The sequence below is a fragment of the Hymenobacter ginkgonis genome (assembly GCF_009755225.1).
In the GTDB taxonomy this organism is placed as follows: domain Bacteria; phylum Bacteroidota; class Bacteroidia; order Cytophagales; family Hymenobacteraceae; genus Hymenobacter; species Hymenobacter ginkgonis.
Genome location: NZ_WQKZ01000008.1, coordinates 41,723 through 68,112 on the forward strand (window position 1 = coordinate 41,723; position 26,390 = coordinate 68,112).

The 26,390-nt window shown below is 55.2% G+C and carries 31 protein-coding genes; 13 read left to right on the forward strand and 18 right to left on the reverse strand.

What is annotated here, in order from left to right; genetic code table 11:
• From GO988_RS21620 to GO988_RS21655, 8 genes are all read right to left on the reverse strand, one after another.
• Positions 1-654 (reverse strand): hypothetical protein, encoded by a 654-nt coding sequence (locus GO988_RS21620; protein WP_157569568.1) that lies wholly within the window; start codon positions 652-654, stop codon positions 1-3.
• Positions 651-1,793, reverse strand: coding sequence for a hypothetical protein (locus GO988_RS21625; protein ID WP_157569570.1), 1,143 nt, complete (start codon positions 1,791-1,793; stop codon positions 651-653). The genes GO988_RS21620 and GO988_RS21625 overlap by 4 nt, the downstream gene beginning before the upstream one ends.
• 2 nt (positions 1,794-1,795) lie before the next feature.
• A complete protein-coding gene (locus tag GO988_RS21630; RefSeq protein WP_157569572.1) occupies positions 1,796-2,320 on the reverse strand; it encodes a hypothetical protein in 525 nt (174 codons plus the stop codon).
• Between the two features lie 28 nt (positions 2,321-2,348).
• Positions 2,349-3,269 carry a hypothetical protein gene (locus tag GO988_RS21635; RefSeq protein ID WP_157569574.1) on the reverse strand — a complete coding sequence of 307 codons (921 nt, stop codon included), beginning with the start codon at positions 3,267-3,269 and terminating at the stop codon, positions 2,349-2,351.
• A 13-nt stretch (positions 3,270-3,282) separates the two neighbouring features.
• On the reverse strand, positions 3,283-4,302 hold the full coding sequence (locus GO988_RS21640) for a hypothetical protein (RefSeq protein WP_157569577.1): 1,020 nt from the start codon (positions 4,300-4,302) through the stop codon (positions 3,283-3,285).
• A 36-nt stretch (positions 4,303-4,338) separates the two neighbouring features.
• Positions 4,339-4,695, reverse strand: coding sequence for a hypothetical protein (locus tag GO988_RS21645; RefSeq protein ID WP_157569578.1), 357 nt, complete (start codon positions 4,693-4,695; stop codon positions 4,339-4,341).
• A 111-nt stretch (positions 4,696-4,806) separates the two neighbouring features.
• A complete protein-coding gene (locus GO988_RS21650; RefSeq protein ID WP_157569580.1) occupies positions 4,807-5,226 on the reverse strand; it encodes a hypothetical protein in 420 nt (139 codons plus the stop codon).
• Positions 5,227-5,283: 57 nt separating this feature from the next.
• A complete protein-coding gene (locus GO988_RS21655; RefSeq protein ID WP_157569581.1) occupies positions 5,284-5,529 on the reverse strand; it encodes a hypothetical protein in 246 nt (81 codons plus the stop codon).
• A gap of 112 nt (positions 5,530-5,641) precedes the next feature.
• Here GO988_RS21655 and GO988_RS21660 point away from each other — a divergent pair, with 112 nt between their 5' ends.
• The 3 genes from GO988_RS21660 (at position 5,642) to GO988_RS21670 (ending at position 7,846) form a co-directional block, all read left to right on the forward strand.
• Positions 5,642-6,424 (forward strand): XRE family transcriptional regulator, encoded by a 783-nt coding sequence (locus tag GO988_RS21660; protein WP_157569583.1) that lies wholly within the window; start codon positions 5,642-5,644, stop codon positions 6,422-6,424.
• Positions 6,425-6,564: 140 nt separating this feature from the next.
• Positions 6,565-7,350 carry a hypothetical protein gene (locus tag GO988_RS21665; protein ID WP_157569585.1) on the forward strand — a complete coding sequence of 262 codons (786 nt, stop codon included), beginning with the start codon at positions 6,565-6,567 and terminating at the stop codon, positions 7,348-7,350.
• A gap of 34 nt (positions 7,351-7,384) precedes the next feature.
• The gene (locus GO988_RS21670; RefSeq protein ID WP_157569587.1) at positions 7,385-7,846 is read left to right on the forward strand and encodes a hypothetical protein; all 462 of its coding nucleotides are present in this window, start codon (positions 7,385-7,387) and stop codon (positions 7,844-7,846) included.
• Between the two features lie 53 nt (positions 7,847-7,899).
• Here GO988_RS21670 and GO988_RS21675 read toward each other — a convergent pair whose 3' ends face one another.
• Both GO988_RS21675 and GO988_RS21680 read right to left on the reverse strand, forming a co-directional pair.
• Positions 7,900-8,394: a hypothetical protein gene (locus tag GO988_RS21675; RefSeq protein ID WP_157569590.1), complete on the reverse strand. Its 495-nt coding sequence runs from the start codon at positions 8,392-8,394 to the stop codon at positions 7,900-7,902.
• Positions 8,391-9,329, reverse strand: a complete 939-nt coding sequence (locus GO988_RS21680; protein ID WP_157569593.1) for a hypothetical protein — start codon at positions 9,327-9,329, stop codon at positions 8,391-8,393. The genes GO988_RS21675 and GO988_RS21680 overlap by 4 nt, the downstream gene beginning before the upstream one ends.
• Positions 9,330-9,458: 129 nt before the next feature.
• Between GO988_RS21680 and GO988_RS21685 the strand changes: the two genes are divergently transcribed.
• The 7 genes from GO988_RS21685 (at position 9,459) to GO988_RS21715 (ending at position 15,161) form a co-directional block, all read left to right on the forward strand.
• Positions 9,459-10,340 carry a hypothetical protein gene (locus GO988_RS21685; protein ID WP_157569595.1) on the forward strand — a complete coding sequence of 294 codons (882 nt, stop codon included), beginning with the start codon at positions 9,459-9,461 and terminating at the stop codon, positions 10,338-10,340.
• A 105-nt stretch (positions 10,341-10,445) separates the two neighbouring features.
• On the forward strand, positions 10,446-10,643 hold the full coding sequence (locus tag GO988_RS21690) for a hypothetical protein (RefSeq protein WP_157569597.1): 198 nt from the start codon (positions 10,446-10,448) through the stop codon (positions 10,641-10,643).
• A gap of 139 nt (positions 10,644-10,782) precedes the next feature.
• Positions 10,783-11,469, forward strand: coding sequence for a porin family protein (locus tag GO988_RS21695; protein WP_198172990.1), 687 nt, complete (start codon positions 10,783-10,785; stop codon positions 11,467-11,469).
• An 80-nt stretch (positions 11,470-11,549) separates the two neighbouring features.
• Positions 11,550-12,242: a porin family protein gene (locus GO988_RS21700; protein WP_157569600.1), complete on the forward strand. Its 693-nt coding sequence runs from the start codon at positions 11,550-11,552 to the stop codon at positions 12,240-12,242.
• A gap of 295 nt (positions 12,243-12,537) precedes the next feature.
• The gene (locus tag GO988_RS21705) at positions 12,538-12,954 is read left to right on the forward strand and encodes a hypothetical protein (protein WP_157569602.1); all 417 of its coding nucleotides are present in this window, start codon (positions 12,538-12,540) and stop codon (positions 12,952-12,954) included.
• 233 nt (positions 12,955-13,187) lie between these two features.
• Entirely contained in the window at positions 13,188-13,406 is a 219-nt protein-coding gene (locus tag GO988_RS21710; protein WP_157569604.1) for a hypothetical protein, read from the forward strand.
• A gap of 498 nt (positions 13,407-13,904) precedes the next feature.
• The gene (locus tag GO988_RS21715) at positions 13,905-15,161 is read left to right on the forward strand and encodes a phage integrase SAM-like domain-containing protein (protein WP_157569606.1); all 1,257 of its coding nucleotides are present in this window, start codon (positions 13,905-13,907) and stop codon (positions 15,159-15,161) included.
• 322 nt (positions 15,162-15,483) lie between these two features.
• Here the strand turns inward: GO988_RS21715 and GO988_RS21720 are convergent, their stop codons facing one another.
• Positions 15,484-15,627: a hypothetical protein gene (locus GO988_RS21720; RefSeq protein WP_157569608.1), complete on the reverse strand. Its 144-nt coding sequence runs from the start codon at positions 15,625-15,627 to the stop codon at positions 15,484-15,486.
• A 110-nt stretch (positions 15,628-15,737) separates the two neighbouring features.
• Here GO988_RS21720 and GO988_RS21725 point away from each other — a divergent pair, with 110 nt between their 5' ends.
• A complete protein-coding gene (locus GO988_RS21725) occupies positions 15,738-16,430 on the forward strand; it encodes a porin family protein (RefSeq protein WP_198172991.1) in 693 nt (230 codons plus the stop codon).
• Between the two features lie 273 nt (positions 16,431-16,703).
• On the opposite strand, the gene GO988_RS21730 is transcribed toward GO988_RS21725, so the two are convergent.
• A complete protein-coding gene (locus GO988_RS21730; RefSeq protein WP_157569612.1) occupies positions 16,704-17,000 on the reverse strand; it encodes a hypothetical protein in 297 nt (98 codons plus the stop codon).
• A 177-nt stretch (positions 17,001-17,177) separates the two neighbouring features.
• Positions 17,178-18,179 carry an acyltransferase gene (locus tag GO988_RS21735; protein WP_157569614.1) on the reverse strand — a complete coding sequence of 334 codons (1,002 nt, stop codon included), beginning with the start codon at positions 18,177-18,179 and terminating at the stop codon, positions 17,178-17,180.
• Between the two features lie 2,860 nt (positions 18,180-21,039).
• Between GO988_RS21735 and GO988_RS21740 the strand changes: the two genes are divergently transcribed.
• Both GO988_RS21740 and GO988_RS21745 read left to right on the forward strand, forming a co-directional pair.
• Entirely contained in the window at positions 21,040-21,339 is a 300-nt protein-coding gene (locus GO988_RS21740; RefSeq protein WP_157569615.1) for a hypothetical protein, read from the forward strand.
• Between the two features lie 95 nt (positions 21,340-21,434).
• Positions 21,435-21,833: a hypothetical protein gene (locus tag GO988_RS21745; protein ID WP_157569617.1), complete on the forward strand. Its 399-nt coding sequence runs from the start codon at positions 21,435-21,437 to the stop codon at positions 21,831-21,833.
• 93 nt (positions 21,834-21,926) lie between these two features.
• Here GO988_RS21745 and GO988_RS21750 read toward each other — a convergent pair whose 3' ends face one another.
• The 5 genes from GO988_RS21750 to GO988_RS21770 form a co-directional block, all read right to left on the reverse strand.
• Entirely contained in the window at positions 21,927-22,268 is a 342-nt protein-coding gene (locus GO988_RS21750; RefSeq protein ID WP_157569619.1) for a hypothetical protein, read from the reverse strand.
• 57 nt (positions 22,269-22,325) lie between these two features.
• Positions 22,326-23,531, reverse strand: a complete 1,206-nt coding sequence (gene uvsE / locus GO988_RS21755; RefSeq protein WP_157569723.1) for a UV DNA damage repair endonuclease UvsE — start codon at positions 23,529-23,531, stop codon at positions 22,326-22,328.
• Positions 23,458-24,117: a carboxypeptidase-like regulatory domain-containing protein gene (locus GO988_RS21760; protein WP_157569621.1), complete on the reverse strand. Its 660-nt coding sequence runs from the start codon at positions 24,115-24,117 to the stop codon at positions 23,458-23,460. Before GO988_RS21760 ends, uvsE begins: the two co-directional genes overlap by 74 nt.
• A gap of 154 nt (positions 24,118-24,271) precedes the next feature.
• Positions 24,272-25,006 (reverse strand): hypothetical protein, encoded by a 735-nt coding sequence (locus GO988_RS21765; protein WP_157569623.1) that lies wholly within the window; start codon positions 25,004-25,006, stop codon positions 24,272-24,274.
• 91 nt (positions 25,007-25,097) lie between these two features.
• On the reverse strand, positions 25,098-26,345 hold the full coding sequence (locus GO988_RS21770) for a metallophosphoesterase (RefSeq protein WP_157569625.1): 1,248 nt from the start codon (positions 26,343-26,345) through the stop codon (positions 25,098-25,100).
• Between the last annotated feature and the right edge of the window lie 45 nt (positions 26,346-26,390).

A 26,390-nucleotide genomic window follows, 5' to 3' on the forward strand; every position in this document is an offset into this window, starting at 1 on the left:
TTAGGAATAAGGGGTGGGGACGGGGGGCTTGGCGGGGGTCTGCCAGTAGTTGAGCGGGGCGCTGTACCACCACTGGCCGGCCGTGGCCACGAAGGCCTCGGGCAGGAAGCACTCGATGCGGGCAGCGTCGGCCTGCGCTTCTTCGCTGAGTAGCACCAGCCCGTTCAGTACGCCCTGAGTAACCTGGGCCAAGTGCACCTGGAGGAGTTCACGCCGGCGCTCGGCGTTGGCCCCGTCCCACTCCACACGCCACGCATCTACTTCCTGCTTATGGGCGAGGTAGACGGGCCGAAGCTGGGCGATGCAACTGCGCAGGTGGGTAACCTGCGTCACGATGGCGGGGCGGGTGTCGGCGTCCTGCAAGAGCCCCCGCAGCTCCTCGTGCCCGTTGGGTCGGGTGGCGCGGAAGGGCGCCAGCAGGGTGGCCAGTTCGGCGGCGTAGTGGCGCAGGCGGGCTACCGTTTTCTGGGCGGCCGTGGGCGGGCGCGGCACGGCGAGCCGGCGCCGGGCCAGGTGGTACTGCCAGCGCTCGTGACGGTTGTAGGCGCGCACCATGCGGTGGCCGAGGACCCGCCCATCGACCAGCACGCCGGCCAGGGGACCCTCTTGGATGTAAGGAGTTGCGGCACGGGGGCCTTTGGGGTAGCGTTTCATGCGGTGGCGAGCGTGATGGGTTTGCCGTTGGGGTGCCAGTTGTCGAATTCGTTGAGCGTGGTCGTGCGCAGGGCCGGGACCGCGGCCGGCACGGCGTGGTGGGCGTTGAGCTCGGCGGCCGGCAGGTAGAAGGCCTCGGCGGCGCGGCAATCCAGTGGGCTGACGCCGTTGATGAGGTAGCGGGCCTGCTGCCAGTTAAACTCGATGCTCACCTGCGGGCGCTCGCTGCCTTCGCCCAGGCTGCCGGGGAAGCCCACCAGCTTGTGGCTCTTGATTTTGTGTAGGTAGATGGCCACCGCCCGAAACAGGGGGTCGGTGCGGGGGTAGTGCTTGAAGGGCCGGTACACCGTGCCGATGACGTGGGCCATGTTCTCCCAGGTCTGGCCGCCTGAGATGCTGGTGCCGTCGGGGATGGGCCGGGCCTGGCCGAACTTCAGGCCATCGAGCCGCTTAGGGTGAGCCGTGATGGTTAAGCTCTGCTTAGTGTCCACGGTCCAGTCGGTGAGCTGGCCCAGCACGTTGGTCAGGTAGGGCTCGTAGCCGCCCAGGGCGTTCATGGCCGAGTGGTCCACCTTGTTCCAGGGGTCGAGCAGGCAGTGGCTGACGCCGTGCCGGGCGATGGCCGCCTCGAAGTAGCCCAGCAGGTGCTGCGGGGTGCGGCCCATGCCCTTGCCGGGGTACACCACCACGAAGTGCTCGCGGATAAACTCCTTGGCCAGCTGGTAGCGCGGGAAGGCCAGGTGGGTCGCCCAGCTGCGGTCGGGGTTCTGGCCGGTCAGGGCGTGGATGAGCTGGTCGTAAATCTGCTCCTCGGGCATGTTCTCGGGCGAGAAGATGGCCGACTTCTTGCGCTTGAACACGGCGCGCAGCAGCAGCAACTGGTAAATCCATTCCGTCTTACCGTCCCCCGGCCAGCCGGTCCACACGTTGCAGTAGCCACTCATCCACTTGAAGTGCTCGTCGAGCGCCCCGATGTGGGTGGTCTCGCCCTTGACGCGGCCGTTGTGGTAGTCGTGCTGCATGCGGCCCCAGGTGGCGTCGCTGAGCGGGCGCAGGGCCCCGGCCGGGTCGGGGCGGGTGGGGTTGGCCACCAGCCCGGCCCCGAGGCTCGGATTGGCGAAGTCGTCGAACAAGCCCATGCTCAGGCCGCCTGCTGCGAAACGGTGGGGGTCGGGGCAGGAGCAACCGCGGGGTAGCGCCGGCCGAGCTCGGCCAGGTAGCGCTGCACGCGGGTTACCAGGGGCGAGCTGCTGGCGGGGGAGGGCAGCAGGCCGTGCTGGGCGTAGAGGCCGAGCACCCGCTCGTGGGCCTCCTGGCCGACGGTCAGGCCCCGGCGGTAGCCCCGCACGTAGCCCAGGCGGTACACCGGGTCGGCCTCGCGCTCGGCCAGCAGTTCTTGAGCTTCGGCTTGCTTTTGGCGGGGCAAGTGCAGGGCTACGAGCTCCTCTACGGCGCCGTGGTAGTCGGCCACGGCCCGGAAGGCAGCTTCCAGCTCCTGCATGTGCTGGACGGTCGCCGCGGCGTAGGGCGAGGTGATGTCGAGTTTGGCGCTGCGCAGGCGGATGTATTCGCGCAGCGGCAGCAGGGCTTGGCGCAGGGCCTGGGCCCGGTCGGTGAGGCGCTCGCGGCCTTCGAGGGTGGCGGTGGGGTCGTACTCGAAAAACATGGTGGGGTAGCGCGTAAAATGGTTGGAATCAAGCGGCCACGGCGTGGGCGCCGCGCCACTCGGCTTGCTGGCGGTCCAGCTCGTGCTGCTCGCGAGCGGCTTGTTCGGCCAGGAAGTCGTGGTTGAGGGCCGGGTCGGCTTCCAGGAAGGCGGGCGAGCGGTTACTGGGCCGGGCGGGGGCCGGGCGGCTCGCCTGGGCGGCCTGCCACTCGGTGAAAGCTTTGGCGGTGCCGCCGTTCTCGACGCCCGACCAGTCGCCCTGGATGGCCATTTCCAGCATGGCCACGGCGAAGCCCTCGGGGTACTTGGCCAGCTTTTTCAGCATCAGCTCGAAGGCGGACACTGCTTTGGCCTTTTGCTTGGGGCCGGCCCGGAAGGTGGCCCACAGCTCGGCGAACTCGGCGCCGGGGTGGGGCAGGGGCAGGGCCGCCACCTGCTCGGCGTTGGCATTGGCCGGGGCCTTGGGTTTTTTAGGGCGGGCAGCTGGCTTGGGGGTTGCCGCTTGGTTGGCAGCCGGTAGGTCAGCAGTCAAAACGGGGGAGGGGAGGGCGGAGGCGCTAGCCGACTTTCCTTCTTCGTTTAGTTTATGTTTATAGATGCTGTCAGAAGTTCGCGGGAAAACTGTCAGGGAGTTCGCCGATAAAGTATCGGGTATAGTATCAAAAATTGACAGTTTGTAGAGGGCTTTGTGGCTTTGGCCCCGGCCTTGGCTACCCGGCGTGAACTCTATCAGGCCGGCTTGCTTGAGCCGGTTGCGCGCAGTCTTCAGTGTGTTGACGCTCATCCCCGACACGGCGGCCAGATGGGCATCGGAATGCGTAAAAGGATTCTTCCAACGGAGCGAATTGCACGTATGCAGCAGGTAGAAGTATAGTCGCGTTTCGCTGCCGTTGAAGGAATGCTCGATGTCACATTGCCAGAACTGATTGATGAGCTCGATATAGTTCATGAGAGTAGGCGGACTAGGCGGCCTGGGCCAGTTCCTGGGGCTGCTCGGCCACGGTCACGGGCATGCCCTCCGGGGAGTAGGTGGCACGGGTGGCGCGGATAGCTTCGGCTGCCGACGCCACGGCTAGGCGATGCTGCCGCAGCCGCGCCTCGGCCCGCCAGTAGTCGGTGGTGCTTTGTAGCCAGCCTAGCAGCAGGTCGGCTTCTTCCCGCTTGAAATACTGCGTGAGCGTCCCAGTCGTGCCAAAGGGAGTACTGCAGCGCCAGGTAATAGCCACCGCCCCCGATTTGCGCTTCTTGGCTTGGCTCGGCGTGAGGTGCGTCAGGCTGTTGGCAAGGCAGTTAAAGTCGTCCATTTGCTCGCGGTAGAGCACCGCCCGGCAATCGGGCTCCGGAAAGCCACCCAGTACGCGGCCGGTGTATTCGGCGGCATCGTGCGTCAGGATGGTTTTTTCTTCCGCCAGCCAGCGTTGTTGTTCCGCCGTAGTGCCCGCCAGTAGAGCAGTCTGGGGGGCGAGCGTAGCCAGCAGGGTAGCGGGCAGGTTCACGTAGTGCGTAACGCGCCACAGCTTGTGCTGAAAGCTGTTAAAATCCATGTAGCACGTTTGGGTGCCATCCTCCCGCAGCAGGTAGTCGCGCCGCAGGTTGTCGGGCAGTACGTCCGCAGCCAGCTCAAAATGCACCTGGCCTCTCTTGAGGCGGCGGGCGCGGGCCCGCTCATCGCAGGTAGATGTCAGGCCCGCAAAGCGCGCGAAGGCGTAGCGGGTGTATTCCTGCTTCCGACTAGGCTCGTAGTAAGTATGCTGGTGCCAGTAGACGCCCTCGGTCAGCTGCTCGGGGCTGGTGATGCGTACCAGCGCCAGGGTGGTGCCACCGGGAAAGTGGCGGCCCATCGGCTCCCACGTCTGCGCGCCCAGCGTGAGAGTTTCTACGGCGTGGAACGCCTCGGGGGACTGCATGGCCGGGTCGGTGCGCAGCCAGGGTAAGTAGGGGTCAGGCGTGAAAGTGGGGGTAGGGGACAGAAGCGTATCCATGAGAAGTAGCTGTTGAAAAGAGTTGAGAAAGAAGATTTAAGCAGCGCCGCGGAGCCATTCACGGCAAGCGGCTTCCTCGACCACGTACTTGCCAGCCCAGGCGTGGCGCAGGCCGCCCGTCTTGCCGCCGCCCGTGCGCCAGAGCTCTAGTTGGAGCATAAGCGTGGAGCGCGACAACCCTAGGCGAACCGTCAGGCGGTCGTCGTAGCCGCGGCCGGGGGTCGCTTCCTTGCCCAGGTGGTAGGTGCGCCGCAACTCGGCCTTTTCGGCGTCCACGTCGAGCTGGTGCTTGGCCAGGTTTTCGTAGGTCAGCCGCTCGGCCGGGTCCGACATGTGCACGTGCAGCACCTGGTCGGTAGCCAGGGTCAGGGAAAGAGTGGGCTTGCTGGACATGGCAGGTAAAAGCGGAGTCGTATCTTTGGACTAGAAAAGAGTTGAGTACTGTTCGGGACTCGGCTACCTAGAATCCCTCGGCCGGTGCAACGGCCGGGGGATTTTTCATTTCTAGGCCGCCAGGCGGTCCTGCTGGCGGTCGGGGTACATCTGCACCACCAGGGCTTCGCGGCGGCGCTCCACGGCCAGCTCGTGGGCGTGGTCGGTGAGGTCGATTTCGGTAAAGCGCATCTGCACCCCGCCGAGCCAGCGCTCGCGCTGGCCGGGCTCCGGAAAGCGGGCCGCCTCCCGGCCGGCGTAGGTCGTGGCGTAGGCCGGGCAAATCGGCACGTAGGCCCGTAGAGCGTAGGGCTGGCCCTGGGCGTCGAAGCAGAGGCAGTAGCCCAGCACCGGCAGCACCGTGCCTTTGGGGCGGCCGGCGACCTCGGCCTTTAAGTGGAGCAAATCGCCCTCGCGGAAGCCGTCGGTCAGGGAGAGGGGTTTCTCGCCCTTGAGGGCGGAGGCAAGCGGGGGCAGCAGGGGCTTATCCATCGTGCAAATGGGGAAAGAGCTAGGGGTGAAAGAAGAAGGTGTGAAAAGGGTAGGGCCTTAGGCGGCCTGGGCCACGGCGGGCAGCTTGTCGGGGTTGGCCTGGGCCCAGGCGGCGTAGCCTTGGGGGTTAGTGGCCTCGGCCAGGGCCAGCACAGCGGGCCAGTACTTGCTCTTGACGCGCTCGCGGAGCACGATTTGGGAGAGGTCAGGGATGGATGTGCAGCCGGTGCGGTCGGCTAGCGTACCCAGGAAGCCCTCGGGCATCAGTTGCCGCATCTTCGGCGGCGCTTGGTTGTTTTTCATTGTCGTACTTTGGTGGTGTTGATGTTGTTGATGACAAAGGTATGTGATAAATACTTGACATGTCAAGTAATAATTTGCATTGTGTAGGAAAATATTTTACAAGTATTTTTAAATGCCTGGTAAGCAAGATTTTGGTGATATACTAGCAACGCTCCGAGAAGGCAAGCATGTTAGCCAGCAAGCTATAGGCGAGCTAATAGGTGTATCTCGCAGTGCAGTAAATGGCTACGAAAAGGGCAAAAGCTTCCCCGTGCCTGATAAACTCCTCAAGCTTGCTCAGTACTTCGGGGTAAGTGTTGACTATTTGCTGACAGGCGAGAATGACATTAGTCAAGCAAAATCCGCTGATGTGTCAAAAAATTCTGACATACATTCCAGCGCTAGTCTACAGAACTATCCTCCCGGTCAGACAAACGTGCAAGCGGTTGGGCTTCTCTCCGATATTCCCGTTATCACGTTACGACGTGTCAGTTTCAAAGCCCGCGCTAGCTTTGGCTATATGCAAATGCAGCGCTATAAGGACAGTGACATCTTCGACACGGTGCTGTTTCGCCTGCCGCCCGGCCGCACCGAAGAGGATTATAAGGATGCGCTGGTATTCGACATCGAGGGCGACAGCATGGACCCTAGCCTGCGTGATGGACAGCAGGTAATTGCTTGGCCCATACCTGAAAGCCGATGGGAATACCTACACAATACTATTTGTGTGGTAGCCTACGCCGAAGAGGTAACGGTGAAAGCCGTTCTCAAAAATGACCTCAATAATACGGATGGCTTGACTTTGCATGCCACAGGTGGAATGGGTGGTGAATTTACCGTGGCCCGGAAGGACATTCACTCTATTTGGGAAGTGCGGGAGTTTTATGGTGTCGTGCCGGTGCGCTTGCTGCCATAAAGGTGCGTGAGCCATATAAGGTAGTGTTAGACCATGTATCCCTTTGGCCTAATTTGTGGCTACTTCCGGTTGAATAATAGAAAATTGCGTAGGTTTCGAATAATTAGCTTGAAACGGCTTATTCGCAGAGGCAAAATTCAGTGGAAAATCAGGGCAGCTTATACATTACTATTGAAGGCAAAGTGGACGCTGAGCCGCTTAGCCCGCGCAATTATGATGTGCGCGAAGTAATGGAAGCGTTGCAACTTGGTCTAGATATACTATTTGGTGGTGAAAAGCGAAGTCGGCCGTCTGTTACTTATGCATTAGAGGAAGGTTCGGTTCGGCACGTATTTACAACGATAGCAGCTGTTGCTACCCTTGCGAACGCTCAACTTCAGAAAGCCCAAGAATCTGGTTCGCTTGTTGGCATGGAGCCAGTGCGTGCTAAGGCCATACTTGCTTTGCAAGAATCGGCCAAAAAGCACAGTTGGATATATAAACTGGGACCTTCCAAAGAATCTGTCTCTCTACACCTAGATAAAAAGACTGCCTTCGAAGCAGTAGTCTCGCGCCGCTGGTATGAAACTGAGTTTTATTTCTATGGGCAGATTGAAGACTGGGGAGGCTCTTCACGGTCAAATATCCATTTGCTAACGCTGGATAGAGGAAAGCTTACTTTAGCTTCAACCAGGGAGTATTTGAGTTCAATAGAGCAAAACATGGTTTATAAATCATGTAGTGTCAGAGCTATTGGCCTGGAAGACGCAGTAACAGGCGATATTGATTATGACAGCCTAAGAGTAGTAGAAATTAAGCCCTACAATCGCTCGAATTATGATAGGCAGTATCTAGATAAATTGAGTGAACGAACAACAAAAAATTGGCTAGGCTCAGTGGAAAATCCAGAAGAGTGGTTGCATCAATTGCGTGGTTATGTTGAATAGAGCCGGCGCCGTCTTACTGGATACTAGTTTTTTCATGCACTTGTTAGATCCTAATAAGGAGTGGCATCATCATGCACATGAGTATATGAAATGCTTCATGGACAGTGACTGGACAATGTATTTATCTACAATTGCTATTGCCGAGTGGTGTGTTAAGGGACAAATGCACCAACTGCCACTGCAAAATTTGCAGATACTTCCTTTCGCTGTAAGTCATGCTGAACGCGCCGGAGCATTTACAGCTGTAGCATTGCAAAACCGTCCTAGTGAACCTAATCAGCGTGCTCTTGTAAAAAACGATACAAAACTATTTGCACAAGCAGACGAAAAAAATGATATAACATACTACTTGTCTTCTGATAATAAAAGTGAGAAGCTTTTTCAACAGATAATCAGGTCTGGTTACCAACCTCGTTTTAGGTTTGCGTCATTATGCTTGCCTATTGAACAGACATTGCCAGTGCGCCCAGCTATTCGAGGATTATTTGGTATATAAGCAACAAAAAAGCCCCGTTGATGCGGGGCTTTTTTGTTGCTTATTGATACTGGCTAGTCAGGTGAAGAGCCTTCAACACCTAGAACACCATATAGGACAAACAAACAGCGAAGAGTTGAAAGAGTAATGCCTATTAAAAGCGCAATGGCTATTAATATGCTGTGTCGCACAGTCAATGCAGCCTCCGCAAGGATTGACAGGTAGACAACTACAAAGCCAATTACAAGCTCGATAATAGCGCCCTTAAAGACGCTTACTACTTTGCTGTAATTGCGGCTATTGAATAGTAATTCCATCCCATTTGCAGAATCATCCATTTTCTTCACTGCAATATTTGCTCTGAACGTTACGATGATTGTCAAGGCAGCGATTATGAAGCCAGCCAGTGACACAGCTGTTCCTATCAGACCGTTCTGTAAGGAAGACAAATCAGATACGGCTAAAGGAAGCAAGCTAGCCTTCCAATGCAAAAGCACAGCTACCAGTACAATAACTACGCAGTCCCAGAACTTTGGGTACTCCAAATAGTAGTCAAGAATCCGGTTCATATGATTCGCTTTTTAGTCATTATGCTAACTATTTTAGTAAACATATCATCCGAATTTAAGATTCGAGTTTTTAGCCTTTTCTCAACCTTTATTTTGCTTTTTTCGTCATCCTTCAGTAAATCAAATAGTTCTAAGGTTCCATTTTTCTCGCTGTCCTGCCCCTTTACCTTAAAAGATTCAAAGTTGCCCCGACGCAGAGGATTTTGCTTCCAAGCCTTAATAATCGTGCTGACAAATTCCTTAGCTACTCCAGTTTCAGCTTTGTTTTTTATATCAAACTGAGGCTTTAGTATCAGCGTGTCGCACTTAAAAAAGTCCTTTGATGCCTCCATTGCAGAGGCTAGCCCTGGATTATACTTCTTTACTTCAGCAATGCTATCCTTAGGAGCGCTTATTTCCAGCTCGGATAATTTGCCAACCCGATTTAAAAAATCAGAAAGTGAATCACCAGCTAGAACCGGGGTGATAACTACGGACTGTAGCCCAGCTTTCACGCCAATGTGCTCAAGGTAACGCCCGAGTTCATGGGTTTTAGCACCAGCTGCGTTGTATTCAACAGCTAAGCGTTTCTTTTTATTTTTATAAGAAATGACAAAATGAGTAGTTTCAACAATGCCTTCTTCCTCAGCCATGTCAATATCACGAGCTGTGTCAGTTTTCATGTTGAGAATCTCAGGTGAAACATCAAGTCTAACAGCTCGAAGTTTACCATGAACTTGTTCTATATCAGGCACAAACTTAATGCCCTGGATAAACAGTCGTTTGTCTCCGCTTCGAAAATAGCGCGACTCATCGCGCTTTTCCGACATTGCTATAATCTGCCTGAACAATTCTACAAAATGACCATGAGGCAATGAGTCATCATTGAATCCAAAGTTGATGTCGTAGAAATGAATTACGCGGTTAGCGTGAGAAAGGCGGTTAAATTCGGCCATAACTGGATGCGGATGGGATATATGAAGCAATGATAGTCATCATTATAAGCTCAAGCTGCAAATGTTCCCGAACTAATTCACGATAGTGCTAAAAAGCCCCGCTACACAGAGCTTTCTTTATATTTGTCTATGAAAAAACTCCTACCCTTACTAATCCTACTCACCCTCACATTTCCCTCATTCGCCCAGTACGAGTACCTAGCCGTGACCGGGGCCCTGGCCGGCGTCAACGCCCTGAAAGGCCACCCGCAGAAGCCCGACGAATACGTGACTCAGGCCACTTACCAGGGCCGCACGTTCCCGCAGAAGCGTAGCCCCCTCTACAAACTGCCTAGCAAGGGCCGCGACCAAATTAGCGCCTTGGAGCAATTGCTCGCCAGCCGCTACGTCGCGCTGCAAGCCGACGCTGCTAGCCCCATACTAAGTACTGAGCAGGAGGCCGCCTTCACAGCCGCTTTCTCGCAGCTCACTACCACCCGTCCGAATTGGAGCGTCGCCGCCTACACGGACGAACTGGCCTTTTACCGCACTGAGGAGAACCGCCGCAGCTACGCCCGCGCCAAGCTGGCCAGTGAGCAGGCGTACCAGCGCCAGCAGCGCGAGCGTACCCGCCGCGACAGCGTTGAACGCCTGGCTCTGCGCCGCGCGGCCCTTATCGACAGCACCCGCCGGGCCGTACTTGCCCAGGTGCGCGCCGTGGCCGACAGCGTCGCTCAGGTGCAGGCGGATGCTGTAGCGGCTGCCGCCACGCCGGAAGCTACTACTGCTTCCCGCGCCTATACCGCCGTTGCGCCGCACGCGCCGGTTGCTCACAAGCCGGCGGTCAAGAAGGTCGTCGTGAAGGTGAAGCGTAGCACAGGTCCCACCGTGTACTACTGCGCCAGCGGCAATACGGTTAAGTACCACGCTTCGTCCGGCTGCCGCGGTCTAGCGCGCTGCGGGGCTAGCATCGAGCCCATCAGCTTGCGCGAGGCCCAGGCGTCGATGGAGCCGTGCAAATGGTGTTATTAAGTTTTATAAAAAAGTTCCCAACAGGTATGTGAATTGGCATGAGTGTTGCAAAAGTTATTATATCCTATCTAATTTAAGATAGAACTCAATCTCTTTTTCTATTACATGGCACACCCACTTACTTCACGTAAACCTATTAGCCCACCGAAGCTTTCGTCGCTTGATGCTGCTATAAACGACCTGCCGAAAGGCCCTCTTAAAGCAGGGCTTGATTGGTTTAATAAAACGAGCCCCATTGGAAAAGCAGTTGGTATAGGTGTCGCAATCTATGCGTTCAATCATTTTTTCAACCGCAAGAAATAGTATTATATACTTCCAAATAAAAGCCCCGCCACCACGGGGCTTTTTTTATGCCAACCCGCAAGCCCCACCAGTAAGGGAGCAATTGCAACCCTTTCTGCCACTCATGAATCATCAGGCAGGCACCTTCTTCTCTTTCCTGATGAAACCCTTTCTCTCTCTTGTAGCCGGCAGCCTGCTGCTGGCGGGTACTGCCCACGCGCAGGCTGGTTTACGGGCGGGCGGCACGCTCGCGCACCTGACCGCCAAGACGGAGGGCACGCCCAGTTACTATTTCGAGGCCAGTAATTCAGCCAAGCTGGGCTATCAGCTCGGGCTCTTCTACCAAGTGCCCCTGAGCCAGCGACTCTCGCTCGTGCCCGAAGTGCAATTCAGCCGCGAGCGGGTGCAGCTGACCGCGCGCGACAACAACTTCGCCATCTTGGAGTATTTCGGCACGACCGATACCCGCCTGAGCATGTCGTACCTCAATGTGCCCGTCTTGCTGCGGGCTTCCTTCGGGCCGGTGTACGTAGAAGCCGGGCCACAGGCCGGCCTGCGGCTCGCCGGGCGGGAAAAGGGCACGTATACCGTCTCCTTCTTTGACCGGCCCCTCACCACCAACCCGGTTGACCGTCCGCTTGCCGACGATTTGCGCCGCTTCGACGTGGGGCCGTGCGTGGGCCTCGGCGTGAAGCTACCCGCCGGGCTCGGCGTGAGCGTGCGCGCCTACCAGGGCCTGGTATCGCTGACCCCGGGCCCTGACCCGACCCGAGCTTACCCCTACCAAGGCAGCCTGCGCCGCCAGACGCTGCAAGCGGCCCTGACCTACCAGCTCGCAGCGCGCTAGCAGCGAAGCTCCGGTGCTAGCAAAAGCAACCATTTCCTTTGGGCGCGACTCATATCTTCATTCCTACTCATCCGCTACTCATGAAGCACCTTTTTCTCTTTTTCGCTGGTAGCCTGCTTTGGGCGGGCACGGCCCAGGCCCAGACCACTTTCAGCATAGGCCCGCGCGTGGGACTTAACGTCTCCTCTGCCCGCTTTCCGACGATAGACCAACCCGCGACTTCGAATCGCTCGGGGGTTGAGGCCGGGCTGACAAGCACGGTGCAGTTCGGTCATTTTGCCTTGCAGCCCAGCCTGCTGTTTTCCCAGAAGGGCTACCGCACCTCGAGCTACTACCTCAACATCGACATGCTCATCCCAACTGAGGAAGACATCCGCCTCAACTACCTCACCCTGCCCCTGAACCTGGCCTACACTTTAGGGCGCAATGGGCAGGGTTTGCAGGTCTTTGGGGGGCCGTACGCCAGCCTGCTCGTAGGGGGCAACTATGCCCAGCGGCTAAGGGGGTTCGACGGCGAAACCACGGGCAAGATTAAGCCGGCTAGCCTAGCAACCGAGACCGATAACCGGTACTCGCGGCGCTTCGATGGGGGCCTGCAAGCCGGCGTAGGCTACCGCCTAAAAGGGTTTCAGCTTCAGGCCAGCTACAGCTTGGGGCTGCGCAATTTAGCCGTGCCCTACCAGGTATTTAACGGGGGCACGTATACCCCCTCTTCCTATTACAACCGCGCCTTTCAGGTGTCGCTCAGCTACCTGGTGGGGGGGAAGAGCTAAGTCCTTAAGTTACTCATTAGGCCCCGTCATCCAAGAAAAGCCCCGTCCTCCGGGGCTTTTTCTATGCCAGTTGCCTTGTAGCTTCATTACTCGTGCACCCTGCTGCTTACCTATGAGCTTTCTTACCGGCCAACTCGCTGCCAGAGTGGTCATCTACTTGCTCGTGCCGCTACTGCTTTTCTGGCGACTGGGTGCGGCTACCCCTGCCCGGCGCCGGCTCGGCGGGCTTTTTCTATCTTTGCCCTCAGGCTATCCTCATCGACTACGCCGTAGCATGCTGCCTTATTCTCTTTCTGTGGAAGCTTCTACGTTACCTATCTACTTTGCCAATGCGGCGGCTACCCTGCGCGAGCACCCCGACGGCTACGCCATCTTCGAGTATGCCCCCGGCAAACGACAATTTACCGAGTTTCAGGCGGTACTAACCCACCTGAGTAATCTGTTGCGCACTAAGAGCTTGTATAAAATCCTGGGTGACCAGCGCTTGATGGTGCCCTTCACCGACGAGGAAAGGGCCTGGGTGACGGCGTATTGGCTCGACCTGACCCGGCTGCGCCCCGGCGCCCTCTACGCCGCCGTGCTACTAGCCAACGATGTGTTTGCGCGCCTTTCCGCCACCCAGCTGCGCTACGACAACAAGGAGGCGGCCCTGACCTACCGCCTGTTTGAAAACCGCACGGAAGCTGTTGCCTGGCTCCGGCAGCTCGGGTAGCTTCCGGGCCACTGGCAGTGGTTGTCTCAGTCTATTTTGGGCAAGGCTAACTTTTAGTTTATTGTACAGGCGCCTCCTAAGCCGTGCTTTCTGCGTCCCCTCAGTCGCTTGCCTGGTTTGCGAGCCGAACGGGCGAGGTGCGTAGTAAAAGCTACGCCGCCAGTGGCTTACCAAAGGTAGCCGCCCTGGGGCCTGGCTGCGTACTAAGACACTCACCGTCTTCTTGTCCGCCTATGCAACCTCACCCACCTCAATTACCCATGAATGATGTGGCCACCACGGCGGGCCCTCGGAACTGGAAGAAAGGAGCCCTGCTGCTCTTTTGCGTGGTGGCTGGCATCGCCGCCCTCATTGCCTTTATGCTGCCTAAAAAGCACGTGGAGGGCCGTAATGCCCCAACGTCTACCCAGCACCGCGCCACATCCCCGGGCTTTAATAACCCGACGCACTAAGATGGTTAGTGAAATGAACTGCTCCTGTAGGTCGTGCTGCTAAGGAGGCTAAGCTCACCACCCACTGGACTCCGCCAGGAGAGAAGCGGGCCTAAAAAAAGCCCCGCTGGTGTAGGCGGGGCTTTTTTAGTAATGGAAAAGGATGGAGTAAAGAGGACGTCGATAGGCGTTAAGTAGATAAAGTACCCGGGATAAGAGAACGGGTACAAAGCAAGTAGCTCGTACAGAACCGCGCCAGGAAGAAGCCCGCTTTTTTGTGACATCGAACAGGTACTGTAAACCGCTTCTTTAATCCAGTTGCTTCTTGCCTGAATGCCGCCGATGACTAGTTGTTGCTTTACAGCGGTGCTTAACGGTCAGCAAAGCCATCAGATTGTGACATGACCCTTCCCAGCCGCCGCTAAAAAACTTTGCTGGTTTCCCTAAAAAAGCAGCGTTCTCAGTCTTGGTGGTAGCGCGGCTAACACTACTGGCCCTCGTTGCTACCTTGCCGCGGCTATGCAGTACACCTTTCGCCAGCTCACTTCCCGCCCCGACGCCAAAGGCCGCTGCCGGGTGCTACTCGACGTGACCTGGGCCGGCGCCCGCGAGAAGCTACCCACCGGCGTTAGCTGCCAGCCGGCTAACTTCGATGCCGACGCCAAGCTCGGCCGCACCATCGCCAAGGCCGAGCCTGGTAGCCCCGGCCTCAACACCAAGCTTGCGAGCCTGGTGGCCGAACTGACCGACCTCTTCAACAAAGCCGACGCCCACCGGCAGGCCGTCACCCGCGCGCAGGTACTGGCGTTGGCCTTGGTGCCGGGCAAGGCCGCCCCCGCGCCGGCCCCCGCGGCCCTGGCCGACCCCCTCGACACGACCTTTCTCAACTACTACGCCCAGTGGCAGCAGGAGCATCCCGGCTCATCGGCTGACGCGCTGCGCCGCTACCGGCAGGTAGTGAACCACTTGGAGAAGTTTCAACCGGGCATGAGCCTGCGCCAGTTCACCAAGCCCGTGTACTTCGAGTACCTGGCCTACCTCTACGAGGCGGGCCTTGCCGATGCTACCGTCAGCCAGCACGTCAAGTTTCTGCGCATCGCCCACCGCCTAGCCGAGCGCCACATTCCCGCTTGGCTCGCCCTGCGCGTCAAGTTTGGCCGCGCTGTCAGCCTGCGCGTCGAGGAACTGCAGGCCCTGGCCCAGGTCGAGCTGCCGGCGCACCACCAGTACCTGCACCGGGAGCGCGAGCGACTGCTCTTCCAGACCTTGCTGCTGCTGCGCGACTCGGACCTGCGCCAGCTCAAGCCCCACCACGTCAACGAGCAGCTGCTACCGGGCATCGGCCTGACCTCCGTACTGGAGTTTCATCAGGTAAAGACCGGTCACGAGGTGCGCTTGCCCCTGCCGCCAGCGGCCGCTGCCATCTGGCAGCGCTGGCAGGGTCAGGTACCCGTGGTAGCCCAGCAGAAGCGCAACGCCTACCTCAAGGAGATTGCCGAAGCTGCGGGCCTGACGCGCACCTTCGTGCGCGTGCGCTTCCGGGCGGGCAAGGCCGAGGAGGAGCCGCTGCCCCTCTGGCAGGCTATCACCACCCATACACCGCGCCACACCGGCGCTGACCTGGTGCTGTGGGGCTCGGGTGGCGACCAGAATCTGAAGGAGGTGGCTCTGGGCCATCTGGCCGGCGGCTCCGTTTACGGCTACGATACGCTTGAGCGCTACGGGCCACTATTTCTGCAAGCCTGGGAGAAAGTGGGTGCACTGGGTGCAACGTAGATTTTGCACCCAGTTTTGCCGGATATTCGCACCCAATTGCACCCAGCTAACCCGTGCAAAGCGCGCGTAACTCGCTAGATGCTAGTTATATTTGTGTGAGGCTGTCGGAAAAGGCCACACCCTGCAGCTCCACTAAAATCCCTCTCTGCGCATAGTGGAGGGGGATTTTTTGTTTTAGGAAGACGGTTCGGGGAGCAGTTTAGAATTAGTCGGGCCGCGTCGTAAAATCGGGTGCTTGCTGCTGTACCTAACCTTGCCAAAGTGCTTAAGCTTGACTAGTAGGATAGTTTACAACATGGCTGGCTTCTTTATACTGCTATTATTACTGCCACCCTACATCCTTGCGGTTGTCCGCATGATTGACCCCATTCCCTATCCCCTGTCCTGTGATTGCGATGGCTGAGGAGAAATGAAGAATTCGCATCTTCTGCATCTCCAGCAACATCGATGCTTTTAATAACTGCATCAGTTAGCGGGTAGAATAGCGTCCACCAGTGGGACTTTTTAATTGCTAACAGAAGCAACCATTCCTCCTTGGCACAGCTCATTGAATCATCTTTGATTCATCTTATGCTCATGAAGAATGTTTTCTCCTTTCTAGCAAGCAGCCTGCTTTTGGTGGGCACAGCCCACGCCCAAACTACCTTCAGCGTTGGCCCTCGCGTCGGGTTCAACGTTTCCTCTGCCCGCTTTCCTACTATTGACCAAGCCGCGTCTTCGAACCGCTCGGGGTTCGAGGCTGGGCTGACGAGCACGGTGCAGTTCGGCCATTTTGCCTTGCAACCTAGCTTGCTGTATTCACAGAAGGGCTACCGCACCTCGGGTTACTATCTCAGCTTCGATATGCTCATTCCCTCTGAGGAAGACATCCGCCTCAACTACTTGACGCTGCCCCTGAATCTGGCCTACACCTTGGGACGCGATGGGCAGGGACTGCAAGTCTTTGGCGGACCGTACGCCAGCCTGCTCGTGGGCGGCAACTATGCCCAGCGATTGAGCGGGTTCGACGGCGAAGCCACGGGCAAGGTCAAACCTGCCACCCTGGCAACCGATACCGATAGTCGGTACTCGCGGCGATTTGATGGAGGCCTGCAAGCCGGCGTAGGCTACTGCCTAAAGGGGTTTCAACTGCAAGCCGGCTATAGTCTGGGGCTACGCAATCTAGCCGTGCCGCACCAAGCGTACAACGGGGGCACGTACGCCCCCTTTCCCTATTACAACCGTGCCTTCCAAGTATCGCTCAGTTACCTGATGGGAGCAAAAGGTTAAATCCTTATGCTACCTAAGTAGACATGAGAAAAGTGGGTGCAATGTAGATTTTGTACCCACTTTGGTTGAATACTAGCATCCATTTGCCTCGGATAACGTCACTAAATGCTACTTAGTATTTGGTGGGGCTGTCGGAAAAGGCCACACCCGGTAACTCCGTAAAATTCCTTACTGCGCACGATGGAAGAGTATTTTTAATTTGGAGAACAGTTTAAGCAAAAATCAAGTAGACAATACTTTAGCGAGCTTACTACTGATGACGTACCGCTTACCCTAATCTGTCTTCTGCGACGATCTTACCATCTGTGCGTAGCCCGAAACACTATCTACTTTAAACATATTGGAATAAATTACCGACGAGTTTACTCCTCTTTTCTCTTGGTAGACATGGTTTATCAGCACCGTATCGGCATTGGAGGAGGTTGCGTGCGGCTCACCGAAGGAGATAGGTACGTAGCTGCCGGGGTCTTTGACTGTTTTTTGCAGGTAGGCAGCAATCGCATCTTGAGCCTTGTGGTTGTGCGGCGCGCACCCGCTAGCGAGTAGCAGTAATAAGATAATTTTCTTCATACCTCAATAATAGGGAAAGTAGCCTGTCTTTAGCTAGTTCAAGGTACGCTACTAGTGCCCTGCGTATTCTTCACTTTATCTGTAGCGCATTTAGTTTAATACTAGTAGTTCTTTAAGCTGCATAACAAAAGCTAGAGTATAGGCTCTGTACATGTATCAAGCGCGGTTACTACAACTTTATCCACCGCTGAGCAAACGGAATACAGTGGGTGAAGTTTTTTCGATGGCTTTTATAAGCAACAGCGTAACCACAAAGTCAATAAATGGGCTTACCCAGTAGACATATGCACTGAATTGGCCGATCTTAATTACCGAATATAGCAGTGTAATCACTAGTGGGTGATACAAATAGATTACTAAAGAGTAATTTTTGCCAGCATCGGATAGTGTATTGGCACTTGGAGTAATAAACACCAAGCTTAGACAAAATAAACCTAGCGCTAATAGGGCAGTGCCAATAAGCAATTCTTGATTATGAGGCCCGGCTCCTACCCTAGTATATAGTAAGTAAGCTTCTGTATACTCTACTAAAAGCCCCACTAAGATGCTTATTAAGCATAGCTTAACTGATAAGTACTGTAGAAATTCACCGTGTCTGGCAATTAAGAATCCAGCAAATAAAAATGGAATAGAGGTCAGATAACGAGCGACTTCGTACTGCAGCGTGATGCCAGTTAGCCGTGAGTATCCATCACCCACTAATATGCCTAAAAATACTATCAGGGCTACAACGACAAGTACTTTGTCTGAGTATCGGCTTACTAATAATTGCAATATGAGCAAGCCAAATATGTTCGAGCCTATATACCACAGATGCCCCGTTTGGCCAACTAATAAGCCAACAAACGTTAACTTAATAGTGGTAGCCGCGTTATTGTCAATTGCATAAAACAAACAATAAACAATATTAGATGCGATAAAAATGGCAACTAAGTAGTTTATAGATTTGCTGAAATTAATCGACTGTCTATCACGCAGATTTCGAGCAGCGAAATAACCACTGACCAGGAAGAAAAACGGAACTGCCCAGCGTGAGCATAGCCGAACAGAAAGGGCTAAGCTATTTGGAAGACTCCCAAGCGGTGAGTGGAGCGCTACTACACAAAAGGCTCCTAAAATGCGAAAAATATCAATAGTATAATTTCTAGTAACTACTTGTTTTTGCGTAATAGTAAGCATAGGTAGATTTTAAAATCAGCAAACGATTTTTTGTAAAGTTAAAGCATAATCAACTGCCTAATTTTTGACTAGCAGTGACTAATAAGAAGTCCTGTATAGTCTGGTTGCCTAGGACTTCTTGTTGAAAATGCGTAAGTCGCTGACCTGACTATCTGTTATTATCACACTTGCTGGTATTGCCCTGCTCAAAGTAGCCGAAGGCTCGTTCCTCCACTAAGTGCTAAGAAAGAAAACCGCACAAGTAGGTGGTTAGGATAAGAGTAGGTATCAATATAGTTTGTGTAGAGTAAATATTCCAACGTTTACTGTATAAAGAGGCCCACATAGAAACGGTTGAGCTTGTTTTTGAAATAGTTCATTAGGAGATTAGATTGCAAATCAGGTAGCTTTGTCAAAAATGTTAAGGAGGAGCTTAGGGGCATGTTGTTAATTAACAGCTCGTAATGCTAACACGAGGTGGACTGGTTACCATCCACACGTGAGGTGGTGCACAAATAACTAGGTAGTAATTAAGGCAAATTTCAAAGCGCGCGGCTCACTTAGATAGTTGAGGTAACTCAAACTTCATATAACTGATTTGCAAGTAATTGAAGAACATTCTTTATCTTGCCTTTATGCTTTTACTATTTACTACTCCAGCCAGCCTAAAGCATGCAGCCGATAACGTATTGGTTGACATGTTAATAGTTACTATTGTAACAGCACTGGGTTTCCATTATTGGAGCGCTCGTATGCAGAAGCGACTTCAGCAAAACTGGAGCGAGACCAAAGCTGGGCAAGTGCTTAGTACTCGGCTCGGTATGCTCGCTATCTGGGTCATTTTAGTGTGGGCGCTACTCATCGCAGGGTTGGTAAAGTGGTTGCGTTAAGAGGTTTATACTTCTGCGCAGCTGGTCGAGGTAGTGGGCACTTATTGCAGTCAACACGTACAAGTCATTGTAGAGACTTAGGAGCCGGGGTAGCTAGCTACCCAGACTGTAACTTTATAGTGGTTGTGGTGCGTAGAAGGGCTATGAAAACTCCGCAATCGTTTCCGGTGTATCTGCCATCTTTCGACCGTCGCCTTGAACATGCGGCGGGCTTACTAAGCACTGTAACACCGCAGTGGGAAAAGCCGGCGAGTGGCAAGCCGACAGTTGCTAAGCAATGGCTAGGAGTAGATTTCAGCGATACCATCGTGACGCGGTAGCCAAAATTTAGTCCCTCGTCATTTTGCACCAGAAGCACACAATTTGCTGTTATATCCTCACTATGTATGGATAGCATGTGCTGAACCTCCCACTAGTATGCTTTAGATACCGAAGTGGTAAGCCAAGTAGGCACCGATATCCCCAGCTCTATTCGGTGCGCTTGTAAACGGCTGCACTGCATTATTGCTATTAGCACATGACTTTCTCTCTTTGCCTTACGTAGCCTTCTCGCTAGTAGAGGTTATAAAAGTTGAGAGGGGTAGCTACGAAAAAGCCCCGTCAATGCGGGGCTTTTTACATCTTTGTTAGGCCTATATTGTTAAGACTGGCTCCCCCCAGTTGGATGCAACGGTAGATGGCCTACTGAACGCATGGTCAGCCCACGCATTTGTCGTTTAACCCGTGGCTCCTGCGAACCTACTTCGTCGCGCTTATTGAAAAGTATTAGGCAAAGCGCACCTAATAGTGGTCCTAGTGTAATAGCGCATAACAAACGCAGTTGCCAGTATTGAGAAGCGCTCAGATGCCAGTGCTGAGCGAGAGCTTGCAGGATATGTGACATGGGTGGATGGGGCTGTGTGTGAGTGCTTACTTACTAACGCAATATACTGCCGGATGTTTTAAAAACAATTGATAATCAGTTCATATTTCTGCCCCCTGCTACCAATACTCTTTGTTATTTGGCTGGTCTGTGAAGTATCTCGCATTCACTACATGCAGTAGTCGGTTGGTAGGTTGCTACCCCATCCCAATTGCTTATGGCCACCTCTAGATGTTATATAATGTGGCTTAGGTCGGCATTGCGAAAAGTTACCTTCTTGTATCGACTGCTAGCCGGTCCATTTCAAAACTCACTGCTTAGTCCGGTAATACTAGATTCAACGCCAAACTAGACTTGCGATTAACGCGTAAAAAAATGTGCGCTTAAGTGGCTTTAGCTACTGCGCTACCTAAGTGTCACAGCTATATAACTTATGATGGCTGCTTAATAGGACGTTTGGCATGATTGCCACTAATTGCAGGAGAAATATGCACAATTTGTGCTGGCCTACGTATTGATAGCCAATGCAAGTAGTTAACAGCCAGTAGGCTACTGTTAGCTGTGGTGCTTTGTCTACAAGTATCCTGCTGAAGCTTACTAATTCAGGAGTAATACTCGTTTCGCCTTTCTTATCAATGCTATGTTTAGCCGCCTAAATTCGGAGACTATCATTTACGCCCTTATGGTCATCACCTTGTGCGTAATTGGCTTTTGGTTTTATAAAGCCTTTTTTTGGGCAATGGGCCTGCTTTTGCACCTCCTCTAAAGAGGTTTTCCTTGATAATCAAGTGTTCCTTTCCTTGTCGCATACCTTTTACGAAGACCACCTAACGGTAACTCATAGGGTCAGAAAGGAATAATACCCATAGGAATGTATGAGGGTAAGCTAATTTTTGGAGGTGGAACCACTGAAATTAATAGCTTTCAACTACCACAACGCTAGTAAGCGCAACTAGCAGGCTGTAAGGAGGTAGCCAACGATACTATCATTTTGGTAGGCTGACTTCAGGATAGTTAAGTTGAGAAAATAATTGCTTCCGGGCAACACTTACTGCTAGTAAGCTCGTATAGAAGCCACCCTGACAAGCCTACAATGCTTGTTTTCCACCCAACTTAAACCTAGAGAGTTATGAAAACTGCCAAATTCTTCCTGACCGCTGCGTGTACCATTTTCGTAAGCGCGGCTTTCGCTCAAACTACGCCTGCGGGTACCACCAGCCCAGCTGGCACTATGCAAAATGGCACCACTACCGGCACGATGCAAAGTGGCACTATGAACAACGGCACAATGAATACTCCTAGCCAAACTGGCACCATGAGCGATGGTACCATGAATGGTAGCAGCACCACGCGCAGCAATAAGCGCATGATGAAAAAAGGCGCCAAGACGAAAACTAACAGCGACGGTAGCATGAAATCGAAAATGTAGTAGCTTTTTAGCTGCACTTGTCGTAGAACAGCCGGCTAGTCTACCCAGACTAGCTGGCTGTTTTGCTTTATCCTCTTTCCCTCAACCTACTAGATGTGAAATATTTACTTCTTTTGCTCGCGGTGAGCTCTACTGCCATCGCACGGGCCCAAACGGTTCCCTTCGACCCCTCGGCACCTATGCGGGGTGGGGCTCAAAGCCAAACTGCTGTACCCCCAGTCAACCCAGCGCTTAATGAGAGCACCATTCAGGGGCCTTCGCAAGTGCAGCGCACTACTTCAAGCTACGATGCTCAGCCCAGTCGCCTGCCGGTGGGCACGTCGCCGATAGCGGGCACGCCCGAACAGTCGCCTACCTCTGTGCCCGATGTACGCGAGCAGCCCCTTATTCAGCAGCAGAAACGCCGGCAATCATCCGACGTGGTGCCAAGCCGAGGTTCTAGCTCGAGCAATGTGAACCAGGTGCGGCGTTTGCAGCCGCAACAGCCGCAGTAAGCAGCCAACCAGCGTTTTCTCTAGCACAAAGCAAAGGCCAGCCTTCCCACGGGAAGGCTGGCCTTTGCATAGAAAGCGAAGCGGACTACTGTATTAGCTGGCGCTGTGGGCTAGCAGGTCGTGGCCGTGGCGACGCAGGGTGTCGGCTAGCTTCAGCAGGTCATCTTTTAGGTCGGCGGAAGCGTGGTGGCTAGCCTGGCTGGTTTGGTCGCCAAGCATATTAAGCGAATTGCCGATGGCCGTAGCGCTGAGGCTGCCGCTGCTGAGCAGGGATTGAAGGTTGCCAATTTCGCGGGCAATATCCTGAAATTCGGGTTGGCCGCTTTGCAAGAATTGCTGCTGCCAGCTTTCAGTGTTGTCCATGGCTGAGCCCAGGGGTAAGCTAGTCAAGCCGTTTTGCAATCCCGATAGGGTTGCGTGCAGGAGGTCATTCATGAGGAGGGGGGTAGGGAAACAAGAGAAGAAAAAAGGACAGCCAGCTGATTAGCTAAACTAAGCTTTAGGCGTAGCAGGCTGACGCTTAGGTTTGGAGGTGGGGGTAGGGGCTGCCTCGCTGGCTGCCGCCGCGGTAGCTTTCGGCGAGGCCTTGCGAGGTTTTTTGGGGGGTAGGGCGCGGCCCTCCGCGTCGGTGGGGCGCGGGGCGAAGGTGGGCGGCACATAGCCTGCCGGCGCAGGCGCCAGCAAGCCTAGCTCGCGCAAGATTTGAGCGCCGCGCACCGCGCTGGCCTCCTTATCCTTGATTTCGAGCATCATATCCACTTCCAGCCCCTCTAGCTCAGTCACAAAATCGCGGAATAGCTCAGGTACCAGCGTATCGGTGTGCTTGCCACGGCGCTCACCAGGAGCCTGCGAGCTGTAATCCATCATTAGCACACCGTCGCGGGTGGGGTGCCAGGTAGCGGCCGCCAAGCGCAAGGCTTCGCGCATAGGCTCGCCGTGGTTGAGACATTCGTGGTGAAAGTTATCGAACAGAATGGGCACGCCCGTGAGGTCGTGCAAACTTAGGCACTCGCGTAAGCTGTAAAGGCGGTCATCGTTTTCGACTACCAGCCGTGCCTTCACCGCCTCGGGCAGCATGGTATGAAAGGTCTCGGTCCAGCGAGCCAAAGCCGCTCCCTTGTCGCCGTAGGCGCCGCCGGCGTGAATCTGGAGCTTGGCTGTCGAATCTAGCTCCATCAAATCCAGCATCGAGCCTTGGTAAATCAGCTCGTCGATGCTACGGCGCACAATGGCCGGGTCGGGCGAGTTCAATACCACAAACTGGTCGGGGTGAAACGAGATGCGTAGCCCGTTCTGCCGGATGTAGTCACCCAACGCCCGAAACTCACTCTTAAAGTGCGTCTGCCACGGAAAGGTATTGATTTCGTGTGAGCCAAACGGCACTATGCCCGAGCCCATGCGGAAGAATTGCAGCCCGTGGGCCACATTCCACTCCAGAATTTGCTGGAGACAGGCCAAATTGCCCGCCACGGTCGGCACTAGCCGCTCGGGCGAGTAGGAAGCCAGCCGGAAAGTGCCGGCGGCGCTGCAAGGAAGCGTTTCGTTAACGCAAGGATACCCAATCTTCATCGTTCGTAGGCTTACGCGAAACCTGCGGAAATGATGCTGCCGGGCGCGCTTTTGCTTACTCGTAGCCTCTGTTGTCGCGAAATGCCTTATTATATTCGGCGCGTCGCTTCTGAGCTTCTTCGGCGGCATCACGGGCTTTTAGCTGCTCCACCTTGCGGCGTTGCTTGCCCTCGCGCGAAAACTGCTCGTAGAGCCAATCTACGTTCGAGCCGCTAATGGTGGGCGCCTCCGCTTTGGGGGCGGTCGAGTCGACGGCAAACAGCGGCTTGGGCTTGGGCCCGCGCTTAGGTATCTTCACCACGGGGGGGGTAGGGCGCTTGATGTTGCGCAGCGCCCGGTTGATGCTGGCGCGGTCGGGGCGGTCAGCCGTCACGCGCACCTCGCCTAGCTGCACCGAGTCGCGCACCAGCGCCATCTGCACTACCAGTTGCGAGAGCGCCGTGCCGCCCAATACCAGCCGGTGCGACTTGTAGCCAATGGCCCTGAACAGCAGGGTATCGGTCGAGAGCGCCGTGATGAGAAAGTTGCCCTCGGCATTGGCCGCCACGCCCGTGCGGGTACGCTGAATTTGCACCGAGGCGCCGGGTATGGGCTTCTTGCTGCCGGCCACCGATACTGTGCCACTCACGCGCACGGTGGGCAAGGGGCTACCGGCCTGCGCCTGCGCCCGGCCAAAAGTCAGGCAAACCAACAGGAGCCCAGCGCTACCCCGCAAAAGTTTTCTGAGTAGAAAGAAGATAACCGACGAGAACACGTACTATTAAACGCAAATAAGGCGGCAAAGCTGCCACCAAAAGAACCAAAAAAAACCCGCGTCGTTGCAGACGCGGGTTTTTTATCGACAAACAAGCCGTTTGGGGCCCGGCAGGCTACAATTTCGATTTGTTGCCGTCGGCATCTTTTAGCTTCACAGTGCCGTCGCCCTTCACTTTAATCTTTGAGCCGTCTTGCAGCTTGGTCTTCGAATCTTGCAGCGCCGCGTCGCTGGCAACGGGGTTGCCTTTGGTTTTTACGGTGCCGTCGTCTTTAATCTTGATTTTTGACCCGTCTTCCAGCTTGGTCTTTGAGTCTTTCACGGCTCCGCCGCTCATGCCGGTAGTATTATCGGTCGAAGCCGCCGTGGGGCTGGCATCATCAGTGGGCGTGGCGTCCGTCGTCGTGGTCGAGGCGGCGCCGGTATCAGTGTTGTCTAAGTAGTTCGACTCGTCATACGTCGAGCGCGATGACTGGTACGACTGGTACTGCGTGGGGTCGGTGAGCACATTCTGAAACTCGGTATCGGTGTCGGTATTGTACTGGCGCATAGCCGCGGCCATACCGGTCGTATCGCTCTTGTACTTGCTCGTCATCTCGCTGTAACGCTTCGAGCGGTTGTAGTAAGCAGTCCGGATTTTAGCTTTAGTAGCCTCGTCCGTTATTTTCATGTCTGAGGCAAACTTATCGGCGATGCGCTGCGAACGCGTGCGGTAAGCAGCGGTATCGGGGGTAGCCGCCGTTGCCGAGGCATCAGTAGTAGTCGTGGTAGTGTCAGTGGTTTTTTCCTGTGAGCAGGAAGCCAGCGAAAGGGCTGCAGCGCCTACGAAAAGCAGCAAGGAGTTTTTCATGTCTGAGAAAGGAAAAGGAAATTGGTGCCGATTTAACGAAAGCCTTTGCTGGCAGGTTACTGCTAGCACCCAGCTTCACTGTACCTTCATGCTACGCGCGGCGCAGTTCTAGCAGGGTTATTTCGGGCAAAAACCCTACCCGCCCCGGAAAAGCCAAGTAGCCTAACCCCACGTTTACGTACAGCTTTTGGCGCCCCTGCTCGTATAAGCCCGCCCACTGGGGGTAGGAATACTGCACCGGGCTCCACTTAAAAAAGGGCAGATTTACCCCGAACTGCATACCGTGGGTATGGCCGCTGAGCGTGAGGTCGATATCGGAGTAATCCAGCACCTGCGCCTCCCAATGTGATGGGTCGTGCGAGAGGAGCAGTTTAAACGGGGCGTTGCCGCTGGCGGCGTGGGCCTGCGCCAGCTTGCCGTGCTTCGGAAAGTTGGGGTGGCTACTCCAGTTCTGCACACCCAGCACGGCCAGCTCGTCGGTGCCGCGCCGAATGGTGTGACTCTCATCTAGTAGCAGGCGCCACCCAATTTTGGCGTGGTTGCGGGCAAGGCGGGCCAGGTTTTCGCGCTTTGCCTCGGCGCTGCCCCATTGCACATAGTCGCCGTAGTCGTGGTTGCCTAATATAGAGAAAATGGGCAAGTCTGATTTAATGCCCGCCAGGGCCGGAATGTGCGGCTCCACCTCGGTGGCGCGGTCGTTCACCAAGTCGCCGGTCATCACAATGAGGTCGGCATTTTGGGCGTTTATCATGGCCACGGCCCGGCGCATGGGCTCCGTATTGTCGTTGAAAGAACCGGTGTGTAAGTCTGAGATTTGCAGAATTTTAAAGCCATCGAACGACGCCGGCAGGTTAGGGTAGCGCAGCACCACGCGGCGCACCTGGTAGTCGGTCTTGCCCTTCACCATGCCCCAAATGAGGGCCAGCAGCGGTAGCGCCCCCAGCCCCAACGCCAACCGGCTAATAAACTGGCTGCGCGTGAGCGGGGCTTCTACCGAGCCGGCCACCGGCGCACTGCTAAAGCCACCCAGCGCCCAGCGCCCTAAGCGCGTTACATCTTCCAGCAGCATCGGGAAAAGCACCACCAGCTTGGCCGCCAGCAGCAGCAAGGGCGCCGCCATGAGGTAGCTTTTAAGCTGCAAGGCCCCGTTGTGCCGGGTGCTGGTGGCCCAGAAGCACAGCGTCCATAGCCCCAGCGTCAGCACCCAGTAGCTGACGGCGAAGCCCCGGCGAGCAGCCACGGAATTTGGAATCAGCGCGGTGCGCACAGCCACGTAGCCGTAAGCTTCCGCCACCAGAATTAACAGAAAAATACCCCAGAACAGAAGTTGTCGTTGCATAATGGAAGGCCAAACGGCCCGCAGGATAATTGGTTAGGGCTAAAG

Excerpts from the sequence above, each read along its gene's own strand:
- GO988_RS21630 (WP_157569572.1), bottom strand. The coding sequence starts at position 2,320 with ATGTTTTTCGAGTACGACCCCACCGCCACCCTCGAAGGCCGCGAGCGC.
- GO988_RS21670 (WP_157569587.1), top strand. The coding sequence starts at position 7,385 with ATGCACTTGTTAGATCCTAATAAGGAGTGGCATCATCATGCACATGAG.
- GO988_RS21635 (WP_157569574.1), bottom strand. The coding sequence starts at position 3,269 with ATGAACTATATCGAGCTCATCAATCAGTTCTGGCAATGTGACATCGAG.
- GO988_RS21700 (WP_157569600.1), top strand. The coding sequence starts at position 11,550 with ATGAAGCACCTTTTTCTCTTTTTCGCTGGTAGCCTGCTTTGGGCGGGC.
- GO988_RS21730 (WP_157569612.1), bottom strand. The coding sequence starts at position 17,000 with ATGAAGAAAATTATCTTATTACTGCTACTCGCTAGCGGGTGCGCGCCG.
- GO988_RS21640 (WP_157569577.1), bottom strand. The coding sequence starts at position 4,302 with ATGGATACGCTTCTGTCCCCTACCCCCACTTTCACGCCTGACCCCTAC.
- GO988_RS21720 (WP_157569608.1), bottom strand. The coding sequence starts at position 15,627 with ATGCAGTTATTAAAAGCATCGATGTTGCTGGAGATGCAGAAGATGCGA.
- GO988_RS21680 (WP_157569593.1), bottom strand. The coding sequence starts at position 9,329 with ATGGCCGAATTTAACCGCCTTTCTCACGCTAACCGCGTAATTCATTTC.
- GO988_RS21750 (WP_157569619.1), bottom strand. The coding sequence starts at position 22,268 with ATGAATGACCTCCTGCACGCAACCCTATCGGGATTGCAAAACGGCTTG.
- GO988_RS21655 (WP_157569581.1), bottom strand. The coding sequence starts at position 5,529 with ATGAAAAACAACCAAGCGCCGCCGAAGATGCGGCAACTGATGCCCGAG.
- GO988_RS21650 (WP_157569580.1), bottom strand. The coding sequence starts at position 5,226 with ATGGATAAGCCCCTGCTGCCCCCGCTTGCCTCCGCCCTCAAGGGCGAG.
- GO988_RS21675 (WP_157569590.1), bottom strand. The coding sequence starts at position 8,394 with ATGAACCGGATTCTTGACTACTATTTGGAGTACCCAAAGTTCTGGGAC.
- GO988_RS21695 (WP_198172990.1), top strand. The coding sequence starts at position 10,783 with ATGAAACCCTTTCTCTCTCTTGTAGCCGGCAGCCTGCTGCTGGCGGGT.
- GO988_RS21620 (WP_157569568.1), bottom strand. The coding sequence starts at position 654 with ATGAAACGCTACCCCAAAGGCCCCCGTGCCGCAACTCCTTACATCCAA.
- GO988_RS21770 (WP_157569625.1), bottom strand. The coding sequence starts at position 26,345 with ATGCAACGACAACTTCTGTTCTGGGGTATTTTTCTGTTAATTCTGGTG.
- GO988_RS21690 (WP_157569597.1), top strand. The coding sequence starts at position 10,446 with ATGGCACACCCACTTACTTCACGTAAACCTATTAGCCCACCGAAGCTT.
- GO988_RS21710 (WP_157569604.1), top strand. The coding sequence starts at position 13,188 with ATGCAACCTCACCCACCTCAATTACCCATGAATGATGTGGCCACCACG.
- GO988_RS21660 (WP_157569583.1), top strand. The coding sequence starts at position 5,642 with ATGCCTGGTAAGCAAGATTTTGGTGATATACTAGCAACGCTCCGAGAA.
- uvsE (WP_157569723.1), bottom strand. The coding sequence starts at position 23,531 with ATGCCGCCGAAGAAGCTCAGAAGCGACGCGCCGAATATAATAAGGCAT.
- GO988_RS21765 (WP_157569623.1), bottom strand. The coding sequence starts at position 25,006 with ATGAAAAACTCCTTGCTGCTTTTCGTAGGCGCTGCAGCCCTTTCGCTG.
- GO988_RS21740 (WP_157569615.1), top strand. The coding sequence starts at position 21,040 with ATGAAAACTGCCAAATTCTTCCTGACCGCTGCGTGTACCATTTTCGTA.
- GO988_RS21625 (WP_157569570.1), bottom strand. The coding sequence starts at position 1,793 with ATGGGCTTGTTCGACGACTTCGCCAATCCGAGCCTCGGGGCCGGGCTG.
- GO988_RS21715 (WP_157569606.1), top strand. The coding sequence starts at position 13,905 with ATGCAGTACACCTTTCGCCAGCTCACTTCCCGCCCCGACGCCAAAGGC.
- GO988_RS21725 (WP_198172991.1), top strand. The coding sequence starts at position 15,738 with ATGAAGAATGTTTTCTCCTTTCTAGCAAGCAGCCTGCTTTTGGTGGGC.
- GO988_RS21685 (WP_157569595.1), top strand. The coding sequence starts at position 9,459 with ATGAAAAAACTCCTACCCTTACTAATCCTACTCACCCTCACATTTCCC.
- GO988_RS21735 (WP_157569614.1), bottom strand. The coding sequence starts at position 18,179 with ATGCTTACTATTACGCAAAAACAAGTAGTTACTAGAAATTATACTATT.
- GO988_RS21645 (WP_157569578.1), bottom strand. The coding sequence starts at position 4,695 with ATGTCCAGCAAGCCCACTCTTTCCCTGACCCTGGCTACCGACCAGGTG.